Source organism: Dietzia aurantiaca (assembly GCF_021033825.1).
GTDB classification, from domain to species: Bacteria; Actinomycetota; Actinomycetes; order Mycobacteriales; family Mycobacteriaceae; genus Dietzia; species Dietzia aurantiaca.
The window spans coordinates 178,396-198,812 of the sequence record NZ_JAIFXZ010000002.1 but is presented as its reverse complement, the minus strand read 5'-3'; the positions used below and the strand labels follow the sequence as shown (position 1 = coordinate 198,812).

The 20,417-nt window shown below is 69.8% G+C and carries 17 protein-coding genes and 4 tRNA genes; 11 read left to right on the top strand and 10 right to left on the bottom strand.

Annotation, left to right across the window (positions count from 1 at the left end; all coding sequences use genetic code 11):
- Positions 1–29: 29 nt before the first annotated feature.
- On the bottom strand, positions 30–2,114 hold the full coding sequence (thrS, locus tag K3888_RS03520; RefSeq protein ID WP_230929077.1) for a threonine--tRNA ligase: 2,085 nt from the start codon (positions 2,112–2,114) through the stop codon (positions 30–32).
- A gap of 156 nt (positions 2,115–2,270) precedes the next feature.
- Between thrS and K3888_RS03515 the strand changes: the two genes are divergently transcribed.
- Complete coding sequence (locus K3888_RS03515; protein ID WP_230928843.1) at positions 2,271–2,933, top strand: DsbA family oxidoreductase; 663 nt, start codon at positions 2,271–2,273, stop codon at positions 2,931–2,933.
- An 84-nt stretch (positions 2,934–3,017) separates the two neighbouring features.
- Here K3888_RS03515 and K3888_RS03510 read toward each other — a convergent pair.
- Positions 3,018–3,092, bottom strand: a tRNA-Val gene (locus K3888_RS03510).
- Between the two features lie 379 nt (positions 3,093–3,471).
- On the opposite strand from K3888_RS03510, the gene K3888_RS03505 reads away from it, so the two are divergent.
- From K3888_RS03505 to K3888_RS03495, 3 genes are all read left to right on the top strand, one after another.
- Positions 3,472–3,544, top strand: a tRNA-Gly gene (locus tag K3888_RS03505).
- A gap of 50 nt (positions 3,545–3,594) precedes the next feature.
- Positions 3,595–3,668, top strand: a tRNA-Cys gene (locus K3888_RS03500).
- Between the two features lie 28 nt (positions 3,669–3,696).
- Positions 3,697–3,771 (top strand) — tRNA-Val (locus K3888_RS03495).
- 16 nt (positions 3,772–3,787) lie between these two features.
- Here the strand turns inward: K3888_RS03495 and K3888_RS17560 are convergent.
- Entirely contained in the window at positions 3,788–4,192 is a 405-nt protein-coding gene (locus K3888_RS17560; RefSeq protein WP_308281884.1) for a glycosyltransferase, read from the bottom strand.
- Between K3888_RS17560 and K3888_RS03485 the strand changes: the two genes are divergently transcribed.
- Positions 4,157–4,690 carry a GNAT family N-acetyltransferase gene (locus K3888_RS03485; RefSeq protein WP_230928841.1) on the top strand — a complete coding sequence of 178 codons (534 nt, stop codon included), beginning with the start codon at positions 4,157–4,159 and terminating at the stop codon, positions 4,688–4,690. The two genes, K3888_RS17560 and K3888_RS03485, sit on opposite strands and share 36 nt — an antisense overlap.
- 26 nt (positions 4,691–4,716) lie before the next feature.
- On the opposite strand, the gene zapE is transcribed toward K3888_RS03485, so the two are convergent.
- A complete protein-coding gene (gene zapE / locus K3888_RS03480) occupies positions 4,717–5,733 on the bottom strand; it encodes a cell division protein ZapE (RefSeq protein WP_230928840.1) in 1,017 nt (338 codons plus the stop codon).
- Between the two features lie 51 nt (positions 5,734–5,784).
- Between zapE and K3888_RS03475 the strand changes: the two genes are divergently transcribed.
- Genes K3888_RS03475 through msrB form a run of 4 tightly spaced genes read left to right on the top strand, consistent with a single transcriptional unit; the run spans position 5,785 to position 9,793 of the window.
- Entirely contained in the window at positions 5,785–6,588 is an 804-nt protein-coding gene (locus tag K3888_RS03475) for a dihydrofolate reductase family protein (RefSeq protein WP_230928839.1), read from the top strand.
- A complete protein-coding gene (locus K3888_RS03470; protein WP_230928838.1) occupies positions 6,585–8,099 on the top strand; it encodes an alpha/beta hydrolase in 1,515 nt (504 codons plus the stop codon). Before K3888_RS03475 ends, K3888_RS03470 begins: the two co-directional genes overlap by 4 nt.
- 53 nt (positions 8,100–8,152) lie before the next feature.
- Positions 8,153–9,349, top strand: coding sequence for a glycosyltransferase family 87 protein (locus K3888_RS03465; protein ID WP_230928837.1), 1,197 nt, complete (start codon positions 8,153–8,155; stop codon positions 9,347–9,349).
- A 9-nt stretch (positions 9,350–9,358) separates the two neighbouring features.
- A complete protein-coding gene (msrB, locus tag K3888_RS03460; RefSeq protein WP_230928836.1) occupies positions 9,359–9,793 on the top strand; it encodes a peptide-methionine (R)-S-oxide reductase MsrB in 435 nt (144 codons plus the stop codon).
- 78 nt (positions 9,794–9,871) lie between these two features.
- On the opposite strand, the gene hemQ is transcribed toward msrB, so the two are convergent.
- From hemQ to hemE, 3 genes are read right to left on the bottom strand one after another with little or no spacing between them, the layout of a single operon-like run.
- The gene (hemQ, locus tag K3888_RS03455; RefSeq protein WP_230928835.1) at positions 9,872–10,567 is read right to left on the bottom strand and encodes a hydrogen peroxide-dependent heme synthase; all 696 of its coding nucleotides are present in this window, start codon (positions 10,565–10,567) and stop codon (positions 9,872–9,874) included.
- A 3-nt stretch (positions 10,568–10,570) separates the two neighbouring features.
- Positions 10,571–11,956 carry a protoporphyrinogen oxidase gene (gene hemG, locus K3888_RS03450; protein WP_230928834.1) on the bottom strand — a complete coding sequence of 462 codons (1,386 nt, stop codon included), beginning with the start codon at positions 11,954–11,956 and terminating at the stop codon, positions 10,571–10,573.
- Positions 11,956–13,056 carry a uroporphyrinogen decarboxylase gene (gene hemE, locus K3888_RS03445; protein WP_372459530.1) on the bottom strand — a complete coding sequence of 367 codons (1,101 nt, stop codon included), beginning with the start codon at positions 13,054–13,056 and terminating at the stop codon, positions 11,956–11,958. Before hemE ends, hemG begins: the two co-directional genes overlap by 1 nt.
- A gap of 122 nt (positions 13,057–13,178) precedes the next feature.
- On the opposite strand from hemE, the gene K3888_RS03440 reads away from it, so the two are divergent.
- The gene (locus K3888_RS03440) at positions 13,179–13,766 is read left to right on the top strand and encodes a DUF3000 domain-containing protein (protein ID WP_230928832.1); all 588 of its coding nucleotides are present in this window, start codon (positions 13,179–13,181) and stop codon (positions 13,764–13,766) included.
- Positions 13,763–15,001 carry an HRDC domain-containing protein gene (locus K3888_RS03435; RefSeq protein WP_230928831.1) on the top strand — a complete coding sequence of 413 codons (1,239 nt, stop codon included), beginning with the start codon at positions 13,763–13,765 and terminating at the stop codon, positions 14,999–15,001. Before K3888_RS03440 ends, K3888_RS03435 begins: the two co-directional genes overlap by 4 nt.
- Before the next feature lie 48 nt (positions 15,002–15,049).
- On the opposite strand, the gene dxs is transcribed toward K3888_RS03435, so the two are convergent.
- The 3 genes from dxs to K3888_RS03420 all read right to left on the bottom strand — a co-directional run bounded on the left by dxs (position 15,050) and on the right by K3888_RS03420 (position 20,357).
- The gene (gene dxs / locus K3888_RS03430; protein WP_230928830.1) at positions 15,050–16,927 is read right to left on the bottom strand and encodes a 1-deoxy-D-xylulose-5-phosphate synthase; all 1,878 of its coding nucleotides are present in this window, start codon (positions 16,925–16,927) and stop codon (positions 15,050–15,052) included.
- 119 nt (positions 16,928–17,046) lie between these two features.
- Positions 17,047–18,369, bottom strand: coding sequence for a class I SAM-dependent RNA methyltransferase (locus K3888_RS03425; protein ID WP_230928829.1), 1,323 nt, complete (start codon positions 18,367–18,369; stop codon positions 17,047–17,049).
- Positions 18,366–20,357, bottom strand: a complete 1,992-nt coding sequence (locus K3888_RS03420; protein WP_230929076.1) for an APC family permease — start codon at positions 20,355–20,357, stop codon at positions 18,366–18,368. The genes K3888_RS03425 and K3888_RS03420 overlap by 4 nt, the downstream gene beginning before the upstream one ends.
- Positions 20,358–20,417 lie beyond the last annotated feature (60 nt).

The following is a 20,417-nucleotide window of genomic DNA, read 5'->3' as shown; positions in this document are numbered from 1 at the left end:
GGTCCCGGTGGATACCGGACCGCCGCCCGTCACAGCCGCTCCGCGGTCGGGGCGTCGTTACGCTGCGACGAGACCCAGTGCTGGATCTTGTCCATCGCGGCGTTGCGCGAAACCCCGTTGAGCTGCGTGCCATCCGGGAACCGGAAACTCACTGCGCCGGCCTCGACATCACGGTCGCCGGCCAGCAACATGAACGGCACCTTACCGGTCGTGTGGTTGCGGATCTTCTTCTGCATCCGCTCGTCGGAGGTGTCCAGCTCGGCCCTGATTCCCCGGCCACGCAGCTCGTCGATGATGTCCTCGAGGTGCTTCTCGTGCGCATCCGCGACGGGGATGCCCACCACCTGCACCGGCGCGAGCCACGCCGGGAACAGCCCGGCGTAGTGCTCGAGCAGCACCGCGAAGAACCGTTCGATCGATCCGAAGAGCGCACGGTGGATCATCACCGGGCGCTTCTTTGTGCCGTCGGCGGCGTTGTAGGTCAGGTCGAACAGCTCCGGCAGGTTGAAGTCCAGCTGCACCGTCGACATCTGCCAGGTGCGGCCGATCGCGTCGCGGGCCTGGACCGAGATCTTGGGGCCGTAGAACGCCGCCCCGCCCGGATCCGGCACGAGCTCGAGGCCGGAGTTCGTGGCCACGCGCTCGAGGGTCTCGGTGGCCCGCTCCCAGAGCTCGTCGCCGCCCACGTACTTCTCGGGGTCCTTGGTGGACAGCTCGAGATAGAAGTCGTTCAGCCCGTAGTCGCGCAGCAGGGAGATGATGAACGAGAGCACCGAGGCGATCTCGCCTTCCATCTGCTCCTCGGTGCAGTAGATGTGGGCGTCGTCCTGCGTGAATCCGCGCGCGCGGGTCAGGCCGTGGATCACTCCGGACTTCTCGTAGCGGTACACCGTGCCGAACTCGAACATCCGCAGCGGGAGCTCGCGGTACGAACGGCCCCGCGAGTCGAAGACGAGATTGTGCATCGGGCAGTTCATGGGCTTGACGTAGTAGTCCTGCCCCGGCTTGGTCTCGTTGCCATCCGCGTCGTACTCCGCGTCCACGATCATGGGCGGGAACATGCCCTCGGCGTACCAGCTCAGGTGCTGGGACTTGCGGAACAGGTCGCCCTTGGTCATGTGCGGGGTGTTGACGAGTGAATATCCCGCAGCGAGGTGCCGCTTGAGGGAGTGCTGCTCCATCTCGTTGCGGATGATGCCGCCGCGCGGGTGGAACACCGGGAATCCCGAACCGATCTCGTCGGGGAAGCTGAACAGATCCAGCTCCGTGCCCAACCGCCGGTGGTCGCGCTTCTCGGCCTCGGCGAGGCGGTCGAGGTAGGCGTCCATCGCTTCGGTGCTCTCCCACGCGGTGCCGTAGATGCGCTGGAGGCCTGCCTTGCTCTGGTCGCCGCGCCAGTAGGCCGCCGAGGAGCGGGTGAGCGTGAACGCCGGGATGAACTTGGTGGTGGGCGTGTGCGGGCCGCGGCACAGGTCCGACCAGATGACCTCACCGGTGCGCGGGTTCAGGTTGTCGTAGGCGGTCAGCGAGCCGGCGCCGACCTCCATGATCTCGGAATCCGCCAGGGCCTCCGCCCCCTCGGAATCGCCGGCATCCGCGCGACCCTTGTCCTCGACGAGCTCGAGCTTGTACGGCTCCCCGGCCAACTCCGCGCGGGCCTCGTCGAGCGAGGCGTACTCACGACGGGAGAAGCGCTGGCCGGCCTTGATGATCTTCTTCATCCGCTTCTCGAGGTCCTTGAGGTCCTCGGGGGTGAAGGGCTCGGTCACGTCGAAGTCGTAGTAGAAGCCATTCGCGATCGGCGGACCGATGCCGAGCTTGGCCTCCGGGAACTTGTCCTGAACGGCCTGCGCGAGCACGTGGGCACAGGAGTGGCGGATCACCGAACGGCCGTCCTCGGAATCGGCGCGGACCAGGTCCACCTCGGTGTCCGCCTCCGGCGCCCAGGACAGGTCGCGAAGCGCGCCCTCGGGGTCCCGGACCACAACGATCGTCTCGGGGCCGCTCCTGGACTGCAGCTCACGCTCGGCGAGGATCTTCCCGGCCGGCTCCCCCGCCGGGATGACGGTGGTCACGGTGGCCGCACCCGTCACGTCGACATCGGCTTCCGGCATGCGGTTCTCGGACACGGGGGGCGATCTCCTCGGCAGTGGACGTCGGGCGGAGTGAGCCGCCCGGGCTGACATCCCGGAACGCGGACGGACCGGGGCCGGTCCATGCTACCCGGGCTGTCACGGAATCCCGGATCACCACGGGGTGTTGCACCCGACATGCGCATCGATATCTGGTCCGACGTCATCTGCCCCTTCTGTTGGATCGGGAAACGCCACCTGGAGCAGGCGCTGGAGTCGTTCCGGGCCAGCCACCCGGACGTTCCGGTCGAGGTGGTGTGGCGTGCGTACGAACTCGACCCCGCGTCGCCGAAACTCACCGCGGGCGAGCGGGGCGAGAGCAGTGCGCAGATGCTCTCCCGTAAGTACGGGACGCCACTGGCCGACGCGGAGGCCGGGCAGGAGCAGATGGCCGAACGCTTTCGTGATCTCGGATTGGAGTTCAACTGGCGGTCTGCACAGATCTGCTCGACGTTCGACGCTCATCGACTGTCCGCGCTCGCCAGCCGACACGGCCGCTCGGACGTTGTTGACGAAGCGGTGCGCCGAGCCCACTTCACGGAGGGACTGGCGGTCTCGGATCCGGACGTCCTCCGGCAGATCGGGCTCGAGGCCGGGCTCCCCTCGGATGAACTCGACGCCCTGCTCAGCGGAGAGGACTACGCCGATCAGGTCCGGAAGGACATCGAGACCGCCCGCGAGATCGGCGTGCGGGGCGTGCCGTTCTTCGTCCTCGATGGCCGGCTCGCCGTGAGTGGGGCCCAGCCCGTCGAGGTGTTCTCCCGGGCGCTCGAACAGGCACTGGCGGGCAACGAGTCCTGACCTGACGGAGGCGGCGGGCGAAAGCGAGTCCGCGAAACCGACGAACCCCTCCCGGGCTGACCGGGAGGGGTTCGGTGACTTGGGTGGTGGTCCTAACTGGGTTCGAACCAGTGACCTCTCCGGTGTGAACGGAGCGCTCTTCCGCTGAGCTATAGGACCGCACTGTGTCGAGGCGTTCCCGCCTTGGCACTCGAACACTGTAGCAAGCGTGATCCCGGACCCCAATTCGACCCCGTGATGCCGCGGCTGTCCGGGTTCGGCAGCTCATCCGATGCGCGGCCCGTGGCGTCCGGTACGTGCCCGGCGACCGGCCCACGGTTGGTGCGCGCCGCTCGCCACGGCTGTAGTGGAAGTGCACCGAGCGTTGCACGCACCCCGGAATTCAGGAGCCCCACGCGTTCATGACCCCAACCCTGCGCATATCCGCTGTTTTTGCAGATCACACCCCATATCCGTCCCCCGATTTGTGTTCTCCATCCGGGGTCGGCTAATGTTCTTTCTCGCAGCCCGGAGCGCCTACAGCGAACCGGAACGCAGTGCGGATGTGGCGCAGCTGGTAGCGCATCACCTTGCCAAGGTGAGGGTCGCGGGTTCGAATCCCGTCATCCGCTCGGAGGGATCGAGGAGTCAGGTTGTCCTCACCAGGCTCGATACCTTTTGCGGTGGAGTGGCCGAGTGGTGAGGCAGCGGCCTGCAAAGCCGTCAACACGGGTTCGATTCCCGTCTCCACCTCCACGTCGGAGTGATCCGGCAGGAGATACCCGCGCGATTAGCTCAGCGGGAGAGCGCTTCCCTGACACGGAAGAGGTCACTGGTTCAATCCCAGTATCGCGCACCACACAGAACGCCCCGGCTCAGCCCGGGGCGTTCGTCATTTCTCGGCAACGGGCGGATTCTGGCAGTCGTTGCCACCCCGTCGCAGGCGTCAGCGCCCCGGCCATCAACTCCCTCCGTGCCGGGTCGGCGAACAACTCCGCCAACGCATTCGCGAGCTCATCGGGATCCCTGGGGGCGACAAGGACACTGATGCCCTCACGGAGGTACTCCGCCGCTCCCCCGTGATCGGTGGCGACCACCGGCCGCCCCGCGGCCATACACTCGAGAACCCCGAGCAGGCCCGCCTCGGGAGGTACTGATGCGGATACCGCGACGGCCCACCGGTCGCGCACCTGACTGCGCTCGACGTGCCCGAGGAACCGACCCCGGCGACTAGGGTCGTGGACGTGACAGTGTCTGTTCGCCCCGCGTGCCCCGACGATGTTCCCGCCCTCGCCGACCTCGCTGCACGGACGTTCCCTCTGGCGTGCCCGCCCGGGTTGGCCGCGGCCGCCATCGACGCCTTCGTCGCCGAGAACCTCAGCGAGGCGGCCTTCGCCGAATACCTCCGGGCCCCGGGGCATACGGTGCTGGTCGGCCTCGACAAGGACGGCGAGGCAAGGGCGTATGCCCTGATCGTCGACGGTACGGGGATGGATCCGGAGTGCGCGTCGGTGCTCACGGGCCTGTCCACGGTCGGGGTGAGCAAGTTCTACGTCGACCCCGCATTGCACGGCCTGGGCGTGGCCGGGGTGCTGCTCGACGCCACGGTCGCCACAGCGCGGCAGGCCGGTGCATCAAGTCTCTGGCTGGCGACGAACGTCGACAACGCCCGGGCCCGCGCGTTCTACGTCAGGAACGGCTTCGCCGAGCGCGGGACACGCGTCTTCACCGTCGGCGGCACTGAGAACAACGACGTGGTGCTGGAGAAGCCCCTGTAGGAAGTGGTCCCGCAGGGCGGCCCGGTTCAGCCGCCGACAGTGTCGAAGCGGGACAGCGCGAGCAGTCGAGAGGTGGCCCGTAGGTACTTCTTTCGGTAACCGCCGGCCACCATCTCGTCAGTGAAGATCGCATCGAGTTTCATCCCGGAGTTGCGTACGGGAATACCGGCGTCGTAGAGACGATCCGCGAGAACAACCAGTCGTAGCGCGATGGACTGGTCCGGGAGCGGCTTGACCCCGCTCAGACACACGCGGTTGACGCCGTCCACGAGCCGGTTGTACTTGGATGGGTGCAGGGTCGCGAGGTGCTGGCACAGCTCGTCGAAATCGTCCAGGGTCGCTCCCGGCACCGCCGCGGCATCGGCGGCGAGGGCCTCGTCGGACATCGGTTCGGGAGCCGGCGGCAGGTTGCGGTGCCGGTAGTCCGGGCCGTCGACGCGGATCGAGTCGAAGATGCCGGACATCTTGCGGATCTCCCGCATGAAGTCCTTGGCCGCGAACCTGCCCTCCCCCAGCTGTTCGGGAAGGGTGTTGGACGTGGCGGCGACGCTCACGCCGGCAGCGGTCAATTCCGCCAGAAGACGCGAGACCAGCATCGTGTCACCGGGATCGTCCAACTCGAACTCGTCGATGCACAGGACGGAATGTCCGGACAGTTCCTCGACCGCCCGGTTGAAACCTAGCGCGCCGACCACATGCGTCAGCTCCACGAACGTCCCGAACGCCTTGGGTGCGGGACAGTCGTGGTAGATCGAGGTCAGCAGGTGGGTCTTGCCCACGCCGAACCCACCGTCGAGGTAGATGCCCGTCCCCTGCACGACCTTCGGACGACGGCCGAAGAACCCCTTCTTGGGCGCCCGACGCGCGGTGACGGTCTCGGCGAACTCGCGACACGCCTTGACCGCCGCGGCCTGCGAGGGCTGGGCCGGGTCAGGGATGTACGAATCGAAACTCACGTCGTCGAACATCGTCGGCGGCACCATCTGGGCCACGAGCTGATCGGCGGGGACCACCGGGGTGACGTCTACGAGGCGGGAGACCATGGGCAGAGCCTATCGTGGGGGAACCCCACGTCAGAATGGAGGACATCCGAGGTGCACAGCACGCGACCCGCCGTGTTCGACGACGACCCCGCGGCCCTGCATGTCCTGTGGCACGCGTTGGATCCCGAGCCAGGCGGCCCGGATGTCCGGATTCGTGCGGTGATGATCTCCTCGGTGGACGGAACCACCGCCGTCGACGGACGAAGCGGACCGCTGGGGACCCCCACCGACCGACTGGTCTACGACGCGATGCGCGCACGCGCCGACGTCGTGCTGGTCGGCTCCGGAACCGCCCTCGCAGAGGGCTACGGCCCCGCCCGGATCGCGAATGTCTGGGCGGACCGCAGGCCACGCCCGGCCCCGCCGGTCCTCGTCCTCACCCGTTCGCTTCCCGGCGATTTGATCGCGCAGTGTGGCTCGGCCGGCGGCGGACTGGAGATCGCGGCCGCCGCCACCACCCCACGGGATCGGGTCGACGCCGCCCGCGAGGCGGGTGTGACGGTCCACGTCATGCCCGACGGGCCCTACGCCGAGGCCCTGCGCACACTCCTTCGTGACCTCGGAGCGCGCGAGGTCGCGTTCGAAGGTGGCCCTCGCCTGCTCGGGGAGTTCCTGACACAGGGCCTGGTCGATGAACTCGTGCTCTCGCTGGCGCCGGAGATCGTCGTGGGCGGTCGGGGCCCGGGGCTGGTGACCGCAGTCGAGCCCCGGCGCGTGCCGATGCGCGTGGCGACCGCGTTCACATGCCCCCGGGGCGGTCTCTACACTCGGTGGGTCGTCGGTCACGCCCCGACGGATGTCGGGGGCACCGGCAGCGTCGATCGGGCCGACAGGGCGGACGAGGCGAACGGATGAGGCACACGCGAGCGGGTCGACTGGTCACCGCCGGACTGACGGTTCTCTTCCTGGCCGCGACGGCGTGCGCACCTCTGCCGGCCACCGGCCCACGGCTGGCCACAGGTGACGACCCCCGCTCGAACGGCGAGACGGAAACCGACGACAGTGGCCCACCGGAACGACCGGAGTGGCTCGCCCCGGAGTCCGAACCCGAGTGGGTGAACTGCGGCGATCGCGGTATCAGCGGGATCCCGGAGACAGTATCCGCGCGGTGCGGACTCGCCGGGCAATCACCCTCGATCCGTCTGTCGTCGACCGCTACGCCGGACGACGCGGCGCCCCTCGTCGTCGTCACCGGCCCCGAGACCCCCGCATCGGAGCTGGCTCCCCGCCTGGTCGCCTCCGGTACCGAGCTGGTCGACAGCCGGCCGCTCGTCGTCGTCGACCACCGCGGCCGCACCGACGCCGCAGGTGCGTGCCTGACATTCGCAGCGCGCCGAACCCTCGACGGCCTCGCCGATGCCGCCATCGATCCCGGCTCGCCCGAGCTCCGCGGCGAGCTGGCCGACACCTCCCAGTCGTGCACGGACGAACTCCAGGAGCGCGAACTCGACTACGGCGCCGTGGGCGCGGCGCAGGACCTCGAGGTACTCCGCCAGCACTGGGACGTGCCGGGGCTGGCGATCCTCGGCATCGGGACAGGCACACGGACCGCGCTGGCCTACTCCTCCACCTACCCCGACAGGCTGTCGCTCCTCGCGCTGGACTCCCCGGCGCCGGACGACGGCGATCAGGAGGGCACCACCCGGGCCGCCCTCGCCGGATCCGACGCTACCCTCCGACTGTGGGCATCCTCGTGTACCCGACCGGAATGCGGGCCCGGCGACGCCGACCAGAAGGTCGAGGCGGTCTCCGCCGCGCTCGACAGCGCGCGGGAACCCCTCGCCGACATCCCTGCCGCGCTGCTCTCGGACGTTGTCCGCTCCGCGCTGGGCGATCTGTCCGGCGCCTCCGCGCCCGAGCCCTCCGGCGGTGACATCATTCTCGGCGACCTCGTCACCGCGGGGCCCGGAGACACTCCCGAGAGCGTGCGGGGGCGGGCCGAGACGCTGAGTCGGTCCTCCCTCCCCTACGTCGCCGGCTGTTCCGACCTGTCGCAGCGCGTTCCCGTCAGCCGGGTCGAAGAACTCGAGGCGGAATGGGCCGACACACCGCCGTTCGGAGAGATCCTCGCCGCCCAGCTCTCCGCGTGCTCCACCTGGCCCGTCCCGGCCCCGATGCCATTGCGGGTCCCGCCCACCGTTCCGGTTCTCCTGCTGGCGGGTATCGCCGATCCCGTCGCCGGCGCCGCCTACCTCGAACCCACCGCGGGCCGACTCACCGCTGCCGGCGCCACCGAGGTCCGAACCGTCAGCTGGGGGGCTCCCGGTTCAGCGGTGATGCTGCACTCCGGCTGTGCGCGAGAGGCGCTGACGACCTTCCTCGACGACCCGGCGGCAGCCGAGAAATCAACCGCCTGTCCGTCCTGACGAACCGGAGTGCCTCACCCGGGGGCAGGGGCCCGGGCGGTAGCCTGCTCAGCGTGCCGCTGCCCACCCGAAGCTCGACGACCGTGCCCCGCATCCTCGCCAATGTCCTCTGGCCACTGGCGATCATGACGGTGATCCACCGTGTCCTGATCAGGGCCGTCAACGGCGCGATCACCAACGATTTCGCCACGGTGTACGCCGCCACCCGGCGCTTCCTGGCAGGCGAGCCCGTCTACTCCGAGAACCTGCTCACCGTGCAGCCGCACTACCTGTACGCCCCGAGTGGGACGTTGCTCCTGTCGCCATTCGGGGTGATCGACAACTACACGATCTCCAGGTGGCTGTTCATCCTCATCAACACCGCGGCGATCATCGCCGCGTTGTGGCTGCTCATGAGAATGTTCGACCTCGACGTGAAATCGTTCGCCGCCCCCGCCATCCTGCTCGCGGCGTTCAGCACCGAAGCGGTGACCAACACGCTGGTGTTCACGAACATCAACGGCGTGATCTTCCTCTGCCAGGCCGCGTTCCTGTACATGCTGCACACGCGGCGTCTCTGGTGGGCAGGTGTCGCGATGGGGCTGTCGCTGGCCGTCAAGCCGATGCTCGCCCCGCTGCTGGTACTGCCGTTGATCCGTAAGCAGTGGCAGCCGTTCGTGGGCGCGCTGGCCATCCCCGCGGCCGCGATGGCGGCGGGATGGGCGCTGACGGTCGACGCCTCCCGGTACCTCGACACCACCACGCCGTACATGGGGCAGGTGCGTGATTACTACAACAGCTCGATCGCCGGTCTCGGCGTCTACTACGGCGTTCCCGAGCCGCTGATCCTGGCCGCCCGGATCCTGGTCGTCGCAGCGACCCTGCTCGCGGTGTGGCTGTTGCTGGACTACCGGCACAACAACGAGGTGCTGTGGCTGGCCACCACCTCGGGAGTCGTCCTGGCCGGCGTGTTCCTCGTGTCCACGCTCGGTCAGATGTACTACTCCATGATGCTGATCCCGCTCATGCTCACCGTGGTCCTCAAGGGGTCCCTTGTGCGGACCTGGCCCGCCTGGCTGGCGGCGTACGCGTTCTTCTTCCCGGACAACTGGGAGTCCGTGCGCTGGCCCTATTACGGCCGCGTCATGGAGTTCGCGCACCCGACGCTGGGCTGGCTCCTCATCCTCGCCACGATCCTGGTCGTGCTCCTGTGGCGCCGCGCGGCCCCTGGCCGGCACGAGCGGATCGCACCCGCCGCCACGTCGGCGTAGCCTGCGGTCATGAGCGAGTCCACCGAAACCAACGCCCCGCAGCCGAACTTCACCCTCGACGACGCCGAGTGGCGCCGCCGGCTGACCCCCGACGAGTATCAGGTCCTGCGCCGCGCGGGCACCGAGCGGCCCTTCACCGGCGAGTACAACGACACCAAGACCGAGGGCGTCTACCGCTGCCGCGGCTGCGGCGCCGAACTGTTCCGTAGCGAGGGCAAGTTCGAGTCCAGCTGCGGTTGGCCGTCGTTCTTCACCCCGCTGGCCGGCGACTCGGTGATCGAACGCGTCGACGACTCCATGGGGATGCGCCGGATCGAGGTGCTGTGCGCGAACTGCCACGGCCATCTCGGGCACGTCTTCGAAGGCGAGGGCTACCCCACCCCGACCGACCTGCGCTACTGCATCAATTCCCTCAGCCTGACGCTCGAGCCGACACAGAACTGATCCGCGCCCGCGCGACCGGAGACGAGCAGAGCCCGCCGGGGTCGACCCCGGCGGGCTCTGCTGTCTCCCCGGCAGGTATCAGGGCATCGTGGTGGCGAGCTTCTCGGCGGTCACGCGCGGCCCGGTGAAGAACGGGATCTCCTCGCGCACGTGGCGCCGGGCCTCGGTGGCGCGCATCTCGCGCATGAGGTCGACGATCCTGTCGAGCGCGGGCGCCTCGAACGCCAGCAGCCATTCATAGTCACCCAGCGTGAACGCGGGGACGGTGTTGGCGCGTACGTCCGGGAACTCGCGGGCGGCGCGGCCGTGGGCGGCGAGGATCTGGCGACGCTCCTCGTCCGGCAGCAGGTACCACTCGTAGGAGCGGACGAACGGGTAGACCGAGATGAACGCACCGGGCTCCTCCTCCGCGAGGAACGCCGGGATGTGGCTCTTGTTGAACTCCGCCGGGCGGTGCAGGGCCGTGTTGGACCAGAACGCGGTGCTGGCCTTACCCAGCAGGGTGGTGCGGCGGAACTCGTTGTAGAACCCCTGGAGGTCCTCGATGTGCTCGGCGTGGGTCCAGATCATGAAGTCGGCCTCGGCGCGCAGTCCGGAGACGTCGTACATTCCGCGGACCACGACGTCGGTGTCCTCGTACCCGGCGAGGAACTTCTCGAGATCCGCGGCCACCGCGGCCCGGTCCTCCCCGAGCTGCCCCGGCGTCACGGTGAAGACCGAGAACATCAGGTAGCGAAGAGTCGAGTTGAGCTTGGAGTAGTCAAGGCGTGCCATGGCTCAATCCTGCCACTTCCCGGCCAACCGGCGGGCCGCGGCCCGGGCCGACCCCACACAGGAGGGCACGCCGACCCCCTCGGTCGCACCGCCGACGAGCTCGACTCCCGGGAGATCCTCGGCGAGACGGCCGCGGATTCCGGCGATCAGCGCATCGTGACCCGGGCCGATCTCGGCGAGGGCGTTGTCCCAGCGGCGCACCCGCGAGTGCAGGACGGTGGGGGTCGATCCGCACACCCCGGCCAGCGCGGAGACCGCCATCCGGACCAGTGTGAGGTCGTCCGTTGCGAGTATCTCGTCGTCGTCGAGCCTGCCGAAGGACACCCGCACCAGGTGGCCGCGCCGGTCGTCCAGGTGTGGCCACTTGCGGCTCGAGAACGTCATCGCCTTGAACGGAACGGGTTCGTCGGTGGCGACGAGCACCCCGGATCGTGCGGGCAGGTCGAGGGAGCGGTCGACCTCGAGCGCCACCACCGCCGAGGAGGCGGTGCGGATCCCCGACAGCGCCCGAACCGCGTCGTCGACTCCCCCGGCCGCGGTGAGGAGCGGCGCGGCGAGCGGGACCGGGACCGCGACGACGACGAGGTCGGCCTCATGCGTCCACGGACGACGATCGTCGGACCCGACCAGCGCGTATCCCCCGCTGTCCCGTCGGATCGCGGTGCACCGTGCCCCGGTCACCACCCGCGCCCGGGACGCACGAACGAGCGCGTCCACGAGGGCGCGGTAGCCACCGGACAGGGTGGCGAACACCGGGCCGGGGGTGCGGTGCGCGGTGAGATCCCTGGCCGCCGCGGTGAGGTTGGGTGCCCCGCGGTCCAGCGCGTCGGCCAGGCCGGGCACCACCTGGCGCAGCCCCAGCCCCACGCTGGGCGCGGCGTACACGCCCCCCAGCATCGGGTCGACCAGACGTGCCACCACCGCGGCACCGAAGCGGTCGGCGACCAACCTGCCCAGGGGGACGTCGCCGCCGGGGGCCCAGTCGAGAGGCAGCTCCGGCTCCCGCGCCGCCCGCTCGACGTCCGCCGGCCGGAGCACCCCGGACAGTGTCGACGCGTCCGAGGGCAGACCCATCAGCGTGCCGGCCGGCATCGGGACGAGACGTCCGCCGGTGAGGATGGCGGGACCGAGGGTCCCGGGATGCCGCAGTTCGTGTGTCAGTCCGAGCTCGGCGACGAGCTCCGAGGCCTCCGGGCGCCTGCCGATGAACGCCTCGGCACCGAGCTCCATGGGGCCGGACGGGAAGGCGGCGGTATCCAGGCAGCCACCGGGCGACGGAGACGCCTCGAACACCGTGACCCGGGCGCCCGGGAGGTCCCGGGACAGCTGATAGGCGGCCGTCAGCCCACTGAGGCCGCCACCCACCACGGCGACGCGTGGGGCCGCCACTACTCGGCGGTCAGCTCGTGGACGAGCTCCACGACGTGGGTCACCGCCGTGGGATCGGTGCTCGGCAGGACCCCGTGTCCGAGGTTGAACACGTGGCCGCGCGCGCCGGCCGCCCGCGCACGTCGTCCCTCAGCCACGATGCGCGTGACCTCGGCGTCGAGGGCCGAGCGATCGGCGAAGAGCATCGCCGGGTCGAGGTTTCCCTGGAGGACCTTGCCCGGCACGCGGGTGGCGGCGTCATCGAGCGGGATCCGCCAGTCCACGCCCACGACCTCCGGGCCCGCCTCGCCCATCGCGCCGAGCAGTTCGCCGGTGCCCACGCCGAAGTGGGTGCGCGGGACGCTCGAGACCACGTCATCGGCGAAGATCCGGGTGGAGTGCGGCAGCACCAGTGAACGGTAGTCGCGCTGCGTGAGCGCACCGGCCCAGGAGTCGAACAGCTGGACCGCGTCCACGCCGGCGCCCACCTGGGCACGCAGGAAGACCGTCGTGAGGTCGGCGATCCTGGACATGAGATCGTTCCACAGGTCCGGACGCGAGTACATGAGCGACTTGGTGTGCTCGTGGTTACGGCTCGGCCCCCCTTCGATCAGGTAGGACGCGAGCGTGAACGGGGCGCCGGCGAACCCGATGAGCGCGACACCCGGGTCCAGCTCGCCGATGATGAGGCGGACCGCCTCCTCGATCTTCTCCAGCCGGTCCGGGGTCAGTTCGGGGAACGCCGCGATGCCCGCCTCGTCGCGGATCGGCTCCGCCACCACCGGGCCCACGCCCGGGACGATGTCGATGTCCACACCGGCCGCGGCGAGCGGGATCACGATGTCGGAGAAGAAGATCGCTGCGTCCACGCCGTGGCGACGCACCGGCTGGAGGGTGATCTCACACGTCATCGCCGGATCGAAGCACGCCTCGAGCATGCTCGAGGTGCCGCGCACCTGCTTGTACTCGGGCAGCGATCGCCCCGCCTGGCGCATGAACCACACCGGGGTGTGGGGGCCGCCCTTGCCGGTCACCTCGTCGAGGTAGGGGCCGGTCCCCGGGCGGCGGCCGATGGCCGCGGCGCTGGTCGGGGCGTCGCCGGAGGGAGAGGTCGAGGGCATATCGGAGTTCAACACGCCCTCCATGGTCCCATGAACAGGCCGGGGAGGGCGGCCAGCCCACCCCGATGGCTGACGGCGCGCCTCCGGAGCACGCCGCCGGGCGGTGACTAGCGTGACGCCCTGTGAGTACATCGGTCAATGACGGCGAGCCGGAGGTCTTCCAGGAGGCGGTCGAGTCCCTGTCGCGGCTCGAGGTGCGCCCCGAGATCTCGGTCGGGCCGATCCGTCCCCCTCAGCGGCTGGCGCCGTACAGCCACGCTCTGGGCGTCGAGATCATCCCGCCCTCCGGAGACGACATCCCGGAGTTCTCCGACGGTGACGCGTTCGGCCGTCTGATCCTCCTGCACGACCCGTCCGGCGACGACGCGTGGGACGGCACCCTCCGGCTGGTGGCCTACATCCAGGCCGACATGGAGGCCGCGCTCGCCGGCGACCCGCTCCTGCCGCAGGTCGCGTGGAGTTGGCTGACCGAGGCACTCGACGAGGAGGCGGGGCCGTATACGGCACTGGGCGGCACCGTCACCAGCACCGCGTCGGTCCGCTACGGCGATATCGCGGGCCCTCCCCAGGCACACCAGCTGGAACTCCGGGCCTCGTGGACCGCGCTCGAATCGGACCTCACCGGCCATGCGTCCGCCTTCTGCAAGACTCTGGCCCTCGCCGCCGGTCTGCCTCCCGTCGGCGTGACGTCGCTGCATCGTCGCGCGTGAGTGGCCGACGCAGGGGTGAGACCCCGCCGGGAGCGGCGCCGCCGCCGGCCGAGTACGAGTTCGTCGACGACGACGCGGGACTCGATGCGGTCGCGGGGGCGCTGAGCGCGTCGTCCGGCCCGGTGGCGGTGGACGTCGAACGGGCCTCCGGGATCAGATACTCCGAACGCGCGTTCCTGCTCCAACTCCGGCCCGCCGACGGGCCCGCAATGCTCGTCGACCCCGAGACCCCGGGCCGCACCGTCGGTCCGCTCGCCGATCTCCTGTCCGACCGCCCGCTGTTGCTGCACGCGGCGAGCCAGGACCTGCCCTCCCTGCGCGAGCTCGGGATCACCCCCTCGTCGTTGGCCGACACCGAGCTCGCCGGGCGTTTCCTCGGAACCGAGCGGGTCAACCTCGGCGCGATGATCTCCGAACATCTCGGCATCGGTCTGGCCAAAGCACATTCGGCCGCCGACTGGTCCCGTCGACCGCTGCCCGCGTCCTGGCTCGACTACGCGGCCTATGACGTGCTCTTCCTCCACGAACTGGCGGACGCCGTCCTGCCACGTCTCGATGATCTCGGTCGGCGCGACTGGTACGAGGCGGAGTGCCGCTATCTCGTCGAATCCGAACCTGCACCCGCCGCACCCGAGCCGTGGCGTCGCCTGTCGCGGCTCACCTCGCTCCGGGATGTGCGCCAGCTCGCGCGGGCGCGGGAGCTGTGGATGGCTCGGGACCGTATCGCCGAGGACCGGGACATCGCCCCCAAGCGACTCCTACCCGACGCCGCGATCGTCGAGGCCGCGCGCATCGGCCCGGCCAGCAGATCAGCTCTGCTCGAGATCGACGGTTTCGACGGGCCACACCGTCGGAGGATGGCCGGTGACTGGCTGGAGGCTCTCGAATGGGCCGAGGGGCTCGGTCGTGCGGACCTCCCGTCCCGTCAGGGACCCCGCGGCGAGCATCCGCCCCACGCGTCCTGGAAGCGTAACGAACCGGAGGCCGCCACTCTGCTCGAGCTGGCCCGCGCCCGGATCGGTGAACTCGGCGACGAGCTCGGACTGGAGGCCGGCCTGCTGTTGAAGCCCGCCACACTGCGACTGTGGGTGTGGCGGGCCGCCACCACTCGTCCCGGGGACGACGGCGAACTACTGGACGACGTCCTCCGGGGCGAGGAGGCCCGGGACTGGCAGCGCGAACTCACCTCCGCGCCCCTACTCGAGGCGGTTCGGGAGTTCCGGGCGACGAGCTGACCCGCTCGGCGCCGCGAGCTCACACGACGTGGAGCGGCTCGCCCTCGGTCAATCGGCGAGTCGCGCCCGGATCGAGGCCGCGATCCCCTCACCGGTGAGCCCGGCGTCGGTCAGGATCTCTCCCCGCGACGCGTGGTCCAGGAACTCCTGCGACAGTCCCAGCGACATCCGGTCGACCCGGACGCCGGCTGAGTCCAGCCGCGCACAGACCGCGGACCCGACCCCACCGTGGAGACCGTTGTCCTCGACCGTGACGACCAGGCGGCGGCCCCGGGTGGACCCGACGAGCGAGTCGGACACCGGGTAGACCCAGCGCGGGTCGACCACGTCGACGCCCAGTCCGTCCGACTCGAGCTCGCGCGCCGCAGCGATGGCCGGGGCGACCATCGAGCCCACAGCCACGATTAACACGTCCGACGAGCCCGGACCGTGGACACGGTCCACGCCGTCCTCCGAGGTCGCCAGCGCCGGGATGGACTCCCCGACCGAGCCCTTCGGGAAGCGCACGACCGTCGGCCCATCGGTGACGTCCACCGCCTCACGCAGTTCCTGGCGCAGCGTCACGTCGTCGCGCGGCGCGGCCACCCTGATGCCCGGCACGATCCCGGTCAGGGACAGGTCCCACATCCCGTTGTGGCTCGCGCCGTCCGGGCCCGTCACGCCCGAACGGTCGAGGACCAGGGTCACCGGCTGTCCGAGCAGGGCGACATCCATGAGCAACTGGTCGAAGGCCCGGTTGAGGAAGGTCGAGTAGACGGCGACGACGGGGTGCAGCCCGCCGAGCGCCAGGCCGGCGGCGGACGCCACCGCATGCTGCTCCGCGATTCCGACGTCGTACATCCGGTCCGGGAAGCGGTCGCCGAAGGCGGTCAGCCCGGTGGGCCCCGCCATGGCGGCCGTGATGGCCACGACGTCCTCCCGTTCCGCGCCGATGGCACAGAGCTCGTCGGAGAACACCGAGGTCCAATCGACGGAGGACGAGGTGGACAGCGGCTTGCCGGTCTCGGGGTCGATAACCCCGGTGGCGTGCATCTGGTCGGCTACATTGTTCTCGGCGTGCACGTAGCCCATGCCCTTGCGGGTCACCGCGTGCACGATCACCGGGCCGCCGAAGTCCTTCGCCAGTCGGAGCGCGGCCTCGGTGGCGGCCAGATTGTGGCCGTCGACCGGGCCGATGTACTTGATCCCGAGGTCGGCGAACAACTCCTGGGGTGAGACCGCGTCCTTGAGGCCGGCCTTGATGCCGTGGAGCACGGAGTACACGGCCTTGCCCAGGAGCCCCTTCCGAGAGGTCAACGCCGTCTTGGTGCGGTCCATCGCCTTCTCATAGGCCGGCTGCAGTCGCAGGGCGCCGAGCCGATCGGCGATCCCGCCGATGGTCGGCGAGTACGAGCGTCCGTTGTCGTTCACCACGATCACCAGGGGACGGTCCTTCGCGGCGGCGATGTTGTTCAGCGCCTCCCAGGCCATCCCGCCGGTCATCGCACCGTCGCCGATCACGGCGACGACCGTCCGGTCAGAGTGGCCGCGCAGGGCGAAAGCCTTGGCGAGGCCGTCCGCGTAAGACAACGACGCGGTGGCGTGCGAGGACTCCACGATGTCGTGTGGGCTCTCGGCGCGGCACGGGTAGCCCGAGAGACCGTTCCGCGTGCGCAGTCCGTCGAACCGGTACTTGCGGCCGGTGAGCATCTTGTGGACGTAGGACTGGTGGCCGGTGTCGAACACGATCGGGTCCCGCGGTGAATCGAACACGCGGTGCAACGCGACGGTGAGTTCGACGACGCCGAGGTTCGGGCCGAGATGCCCGCCCGTCGCCGCGACCTTGCGGATGAGGAACTCTCGGATCTCGCCGCACAGCCGGCTCAGCTGGTCGGGGCCCAGGCCCCGCAGATCGGACGGGCCGTCCACCTCATCGAGCACGCTCATTGCTGTCGACCGCCCCTTTCCTGACCTTCACCCCGCTGGGTCGAACGGCCAGTCTACGGGCTGCTGACGCGGGAGCCCTCCCGTGGTCGGCAGTCTGAGGCCCTCATCACGTACGACGATCAGTTCCGGCCGGGCGCGTCCAGCACCGCGATCCCCTCGACGTGGTGGGTCCCCGGGAACGCCGCCACCCCACGGAACTCGCGCAGTGAACACCCGGCGGAGACGAGAACCCCCACATCACGCGCGAGACTGGCCGGGTCGCAGCCGACGTGGACGACCCGCGACCTCGCGGTCCGGGCCACCGTCTCCATCACCGGGATGCCGGCGCCGCCCCGCGGCGGGTCGAGGATCACGACGTCAGGCCGTTCGAACGGATCGGTCTCGTTCCCCGGCTCGAGGAAGGTCTCGACCCGCGAACGCACGGTGCGGATCCCGCCGTCGGCGCCGAGCGCCGCCTCCGCCGCGGCGAGCGCATCCGGCGCGGATTCGACGACCGTGATCCGGGCGTCCGGCGCGGCATCCAGGGTGGCCGCCGCGAAGACTCCGGCGCCGCCGTACAGGTCCCACACCACCGGGGCCCCCGACACCCCGGTCGCGCCTGCCACGGCCGCACGGACGACGTCGCTGTAGTGGGTGGCCGCGGACCGGTGGGCCTGCCAGAACGCGTCCACCGGCAGGTGCCACCGACGTTCCCCTACACGCCGGACCATCGTCCGCCCACCGACGACGTGCTCCCAGCCCCGGCCACGGGCCTGGCGGGCCCGAGCTCTCGTCGCCGCGGAACGGGCCGCGTTGCGCCCCTGTCCGCGGGGCCGGTCCTCTGTTACAGCTCGATGGGCCACATGGATCGCACCCTCGTCGTCCAGGACACCCAGTATTTCGCGATCCGGGCCGATACCCGCCGAGAGCACCGCGTCGAGCAGACGTGGATCCGACTGGCTGCAGGGCTCCGTGATCACGTCCCGGGAGCGGGCGCGGCGCACTCCGGGGCGCCCATCGGCGCCCGTGACCCACCGTGCGGTCGTGCGCCACCCCGTCGTGGCGGGGTCGCCGGCGGGGAGATCGACAGGAACCGGCGAGTGGGGGATCCCGATACGGCCGATCCGGGCCGCCTGCTCCTCGAGGACCCGACCCGCCAGGTCTCGGGCGGCGGGGCCGTCGATATAGCTCCAGTCACAGCACCCGGCGCCGGCCGCAGCCGCCTCACACACCGGCCGCACCCTGTCCGGCGACGGTTCCAGCACCTCGCGAACGGTCCCGCGGCAGAAGCCCTTACCCGGGTCGTCGTCGACGACGACCTCCACCAGCTCGGCGGTGAGCGCGCCCCGACAGAAGATCACGCGACCGGAGTGCCGCGCGACGAACTCCCCGCCGTGCGCCGGCCCTTCCACCCGCACCCGGAGAACCTGGCCGGTCCAGTCGATCGATTCCCTGACAGTCATTGCGCCTCCGGTTCACGCCAGCGTCCGACGATCGGCTCGTCTCGGGCCTGCTCCGCGCGGCCGTCTGACGAGGACAACTGCCACGGCACGCTGGTCACCATGACACCTCGCTCGTAGAGCAGGCGGGATTTGAGCCGCAGCGCGCTCTGGTTGTGGAGGAACTGCTCCCACCAGTGCCCGACGACGTACTCGGGGATGTAGACGATCACCACGTCCCGCGGTCGCTGCTCCCGCAGTCTCGTCACATAGTCCACCACGGGCCGGTTGATCTCGCGGTACGGGGACTCGACGACCTTGAGCGGCACCTGGATCCCCCGGTCCTCCCACTCTCGCACCAACGCTCGCGTATCGGCGGTGTCGATGTTGACGGTGAGCGCCTCGATAGTGTCTGGCCGGGTCGCCCGGGCGTAGGCCAGTGCCCGCAGCGTCGGCAGGTGCAGCTTGGACACCAGGACCAGACAGTGGGTCCGGCTGGGCAGTACGACCTCCCACGACGAGTCGTCCAGCTCCCGCGCAACGGAGTCGTAGTGTCGGCGGATGAGTTTCATCACCACGAACAGACCCATCATCCCCAGCACGGCGATATAGGCCCCGGACAGGAACTTGGTGGCCATGACGATCACCAGGACGCTCGCCGTCAGCACCATCCCGGTCGCGTTCACGATCCGAGCGCGCCTGACCCCCCTACGCACCGCAGGGTCCTCCTCATGGCCGAGACGCCGGTTCCAGTGCCGGATCATCCCCCACTGGCCCAGTGTGAACGCGACGAAGACCCCGACGATGTAGAGCTGGATCAGCTCCGTGACCTGCGCGTCGAAGACGATCACCAATGTCGCGGCGGCCACGGCGAGCAGCACGATGCCGTTGGAGAACGCGAGCCGGTCGCCGCGGGTCGCGAGCTGGCGGGGCAGGTACTTGTCCCGCGCCAGCACCGACGCCAGCATCGGGAAACCGTTGAAGGCCGTGTTCGCGGCGAGCACGAGGATGAGCCCGGTGGCGCCCATGATCACGTAGAAGACCAACGGAACGCCGGCGAAAACGGGCTCGGAGAGCTGCGCGATCATCGTCTTCTGCCGGTAGCCCTCGGGAGCGCCGAGCAGTTGGGCGCCGGGATTCTCGGCGATCTTCACGTCGAGGCGGCGGGCGAGTTCAATCAGACCCAGCAGGAACGAGACCGCGAGCACCCCGAGCATGCCCAGGGTCGCGGCGGCGTTGCGTGCGCGCGGCTTGCGGAACGCCGGTACGCCGTTGTGAATGGCCTCGACCCCGGTCAGGGCCGCACATCCGGACGCGAACGACTTCGCCACGATGAACACCAGCGCCAACCCGGTGATCGACAGGCCGTCCGGCGTGACGAGCGTGAAGCCCGCGGACTCGGCGTTCAGATCCCGCCCGAGTACTTCGACCTGGAACAGGCCCCACGCCACCAGACCGGTCATCGCCGCCATGAACGTGTACACCGGGATGGCGAACATCGCGCCCGATTCGCGAACCCCCCGCAGGTTCACGGCCGCCAGTCCCGTGATCGCCAGGACCGCGAAGAGCACCTCGTGATCGTGGACGAACGGTATCGCCGAGCCGATGTTCTCGGCGGCCGCGGCGATCGACACCGCCACCGTCAGCACATAGTCGATCAACAGCGCGGCCCCCACGCCGAGGCCGGCGTTGGGCCCGAGATTGACCGTCGCGACCTCGTAGTCACCACCACCCGAGGGATACGCCCGGACGTTCTGCCGGTAACAGGCGATGACGACGACCATGACGATCGCGACCGCCAGCCCGACCCACGGAGTGAACGCGAGCGCGGACATCCCGCCCATCGAGAGCACGAGGAAGATCTCCTGCGGCGCGTATGCCACGGACGACAGCGCGTCGGAGGCGAACACCGGCAGGGCTATCCGTTTACGCAGGCGGGTGGCCCCGATCGTGTCACTGCGGAACGGACGACCCACGAGCAGCCGCTTGGCTCCCACGGAGACCTTGGAGATCCTGGACACCGACACATCGTATGACCCGCACGCCATCTCGGACAGCACCGCGGGCGGGCA

What these genes read in the sequence shown, in the direction of transcription:
- hemQ (WP_230928835.1), bottom strand. Translation starts at nt 10,567, where the DNA reads ATGGCACGCCTTGACTACTCCAAGCTCAACTCGACTCTTCGCTACCTG.
- K3888_RS03425 (WP_230928829.1), bottom strand. Translation starts at nt 18,369, where the DNA reads ATGACTGTCAGGGAATCGATCGACTGGACCGGCCAGGTTCTCCGGGTG.
- K3888_RS03515 (WP_230928843.1), top strand. Translation starts at nt 2,271, where the DNA reads ATGCGCATCGATATCTGGTCCGACGTCATCTGCCCCTTCTGTTGGATC.
- thrS (WP_230929077.1), bottom strand. Translation starts at nt 2,114, where the DNA reads ATGCCGGAAGCCGATGTCGACGTGACGGGTGCGGCCACCGTGACCACC.
- hemE (WP_372459530.1), bottom strand. Translation starts at nt 13,056, where the DNA reads ATGCCCTCGACCTCTCCCTCCGGCGACGCCCCGACCAGCGCCGCGGCC.
- msrB (WP_230928836.1), top strand. Translation starts at nt 9,359, where the DNA reads ATGAGCGAGTCCACCGAAACCAACGCCCCGCAGCCGAACTTCACCCTC.
- dxs (WP_230928830.1), bottom strand. Translation starts at nt 16,927, where the DNA reads ATGAGCGTGCTCGATGAGGTGGACGGCCCGTCCGATCTGCGGGGCCTG.
- zapE (WP_230928840.1), bottom strand. Translation starts at nt 5,733, where the DNA reads ATGGTCTCCCGCCTCGTAGACGTCACCCCGGTGGTCCCCGCCGATCAG.
- K3888_RS03470 (WP_230928838.1), top strand. Translation starts at nt 6,585, where the DNA reads ATGAGGCACACGCGAGCGGGTCGACTGGTCACCGCCGGACTGACGGTT.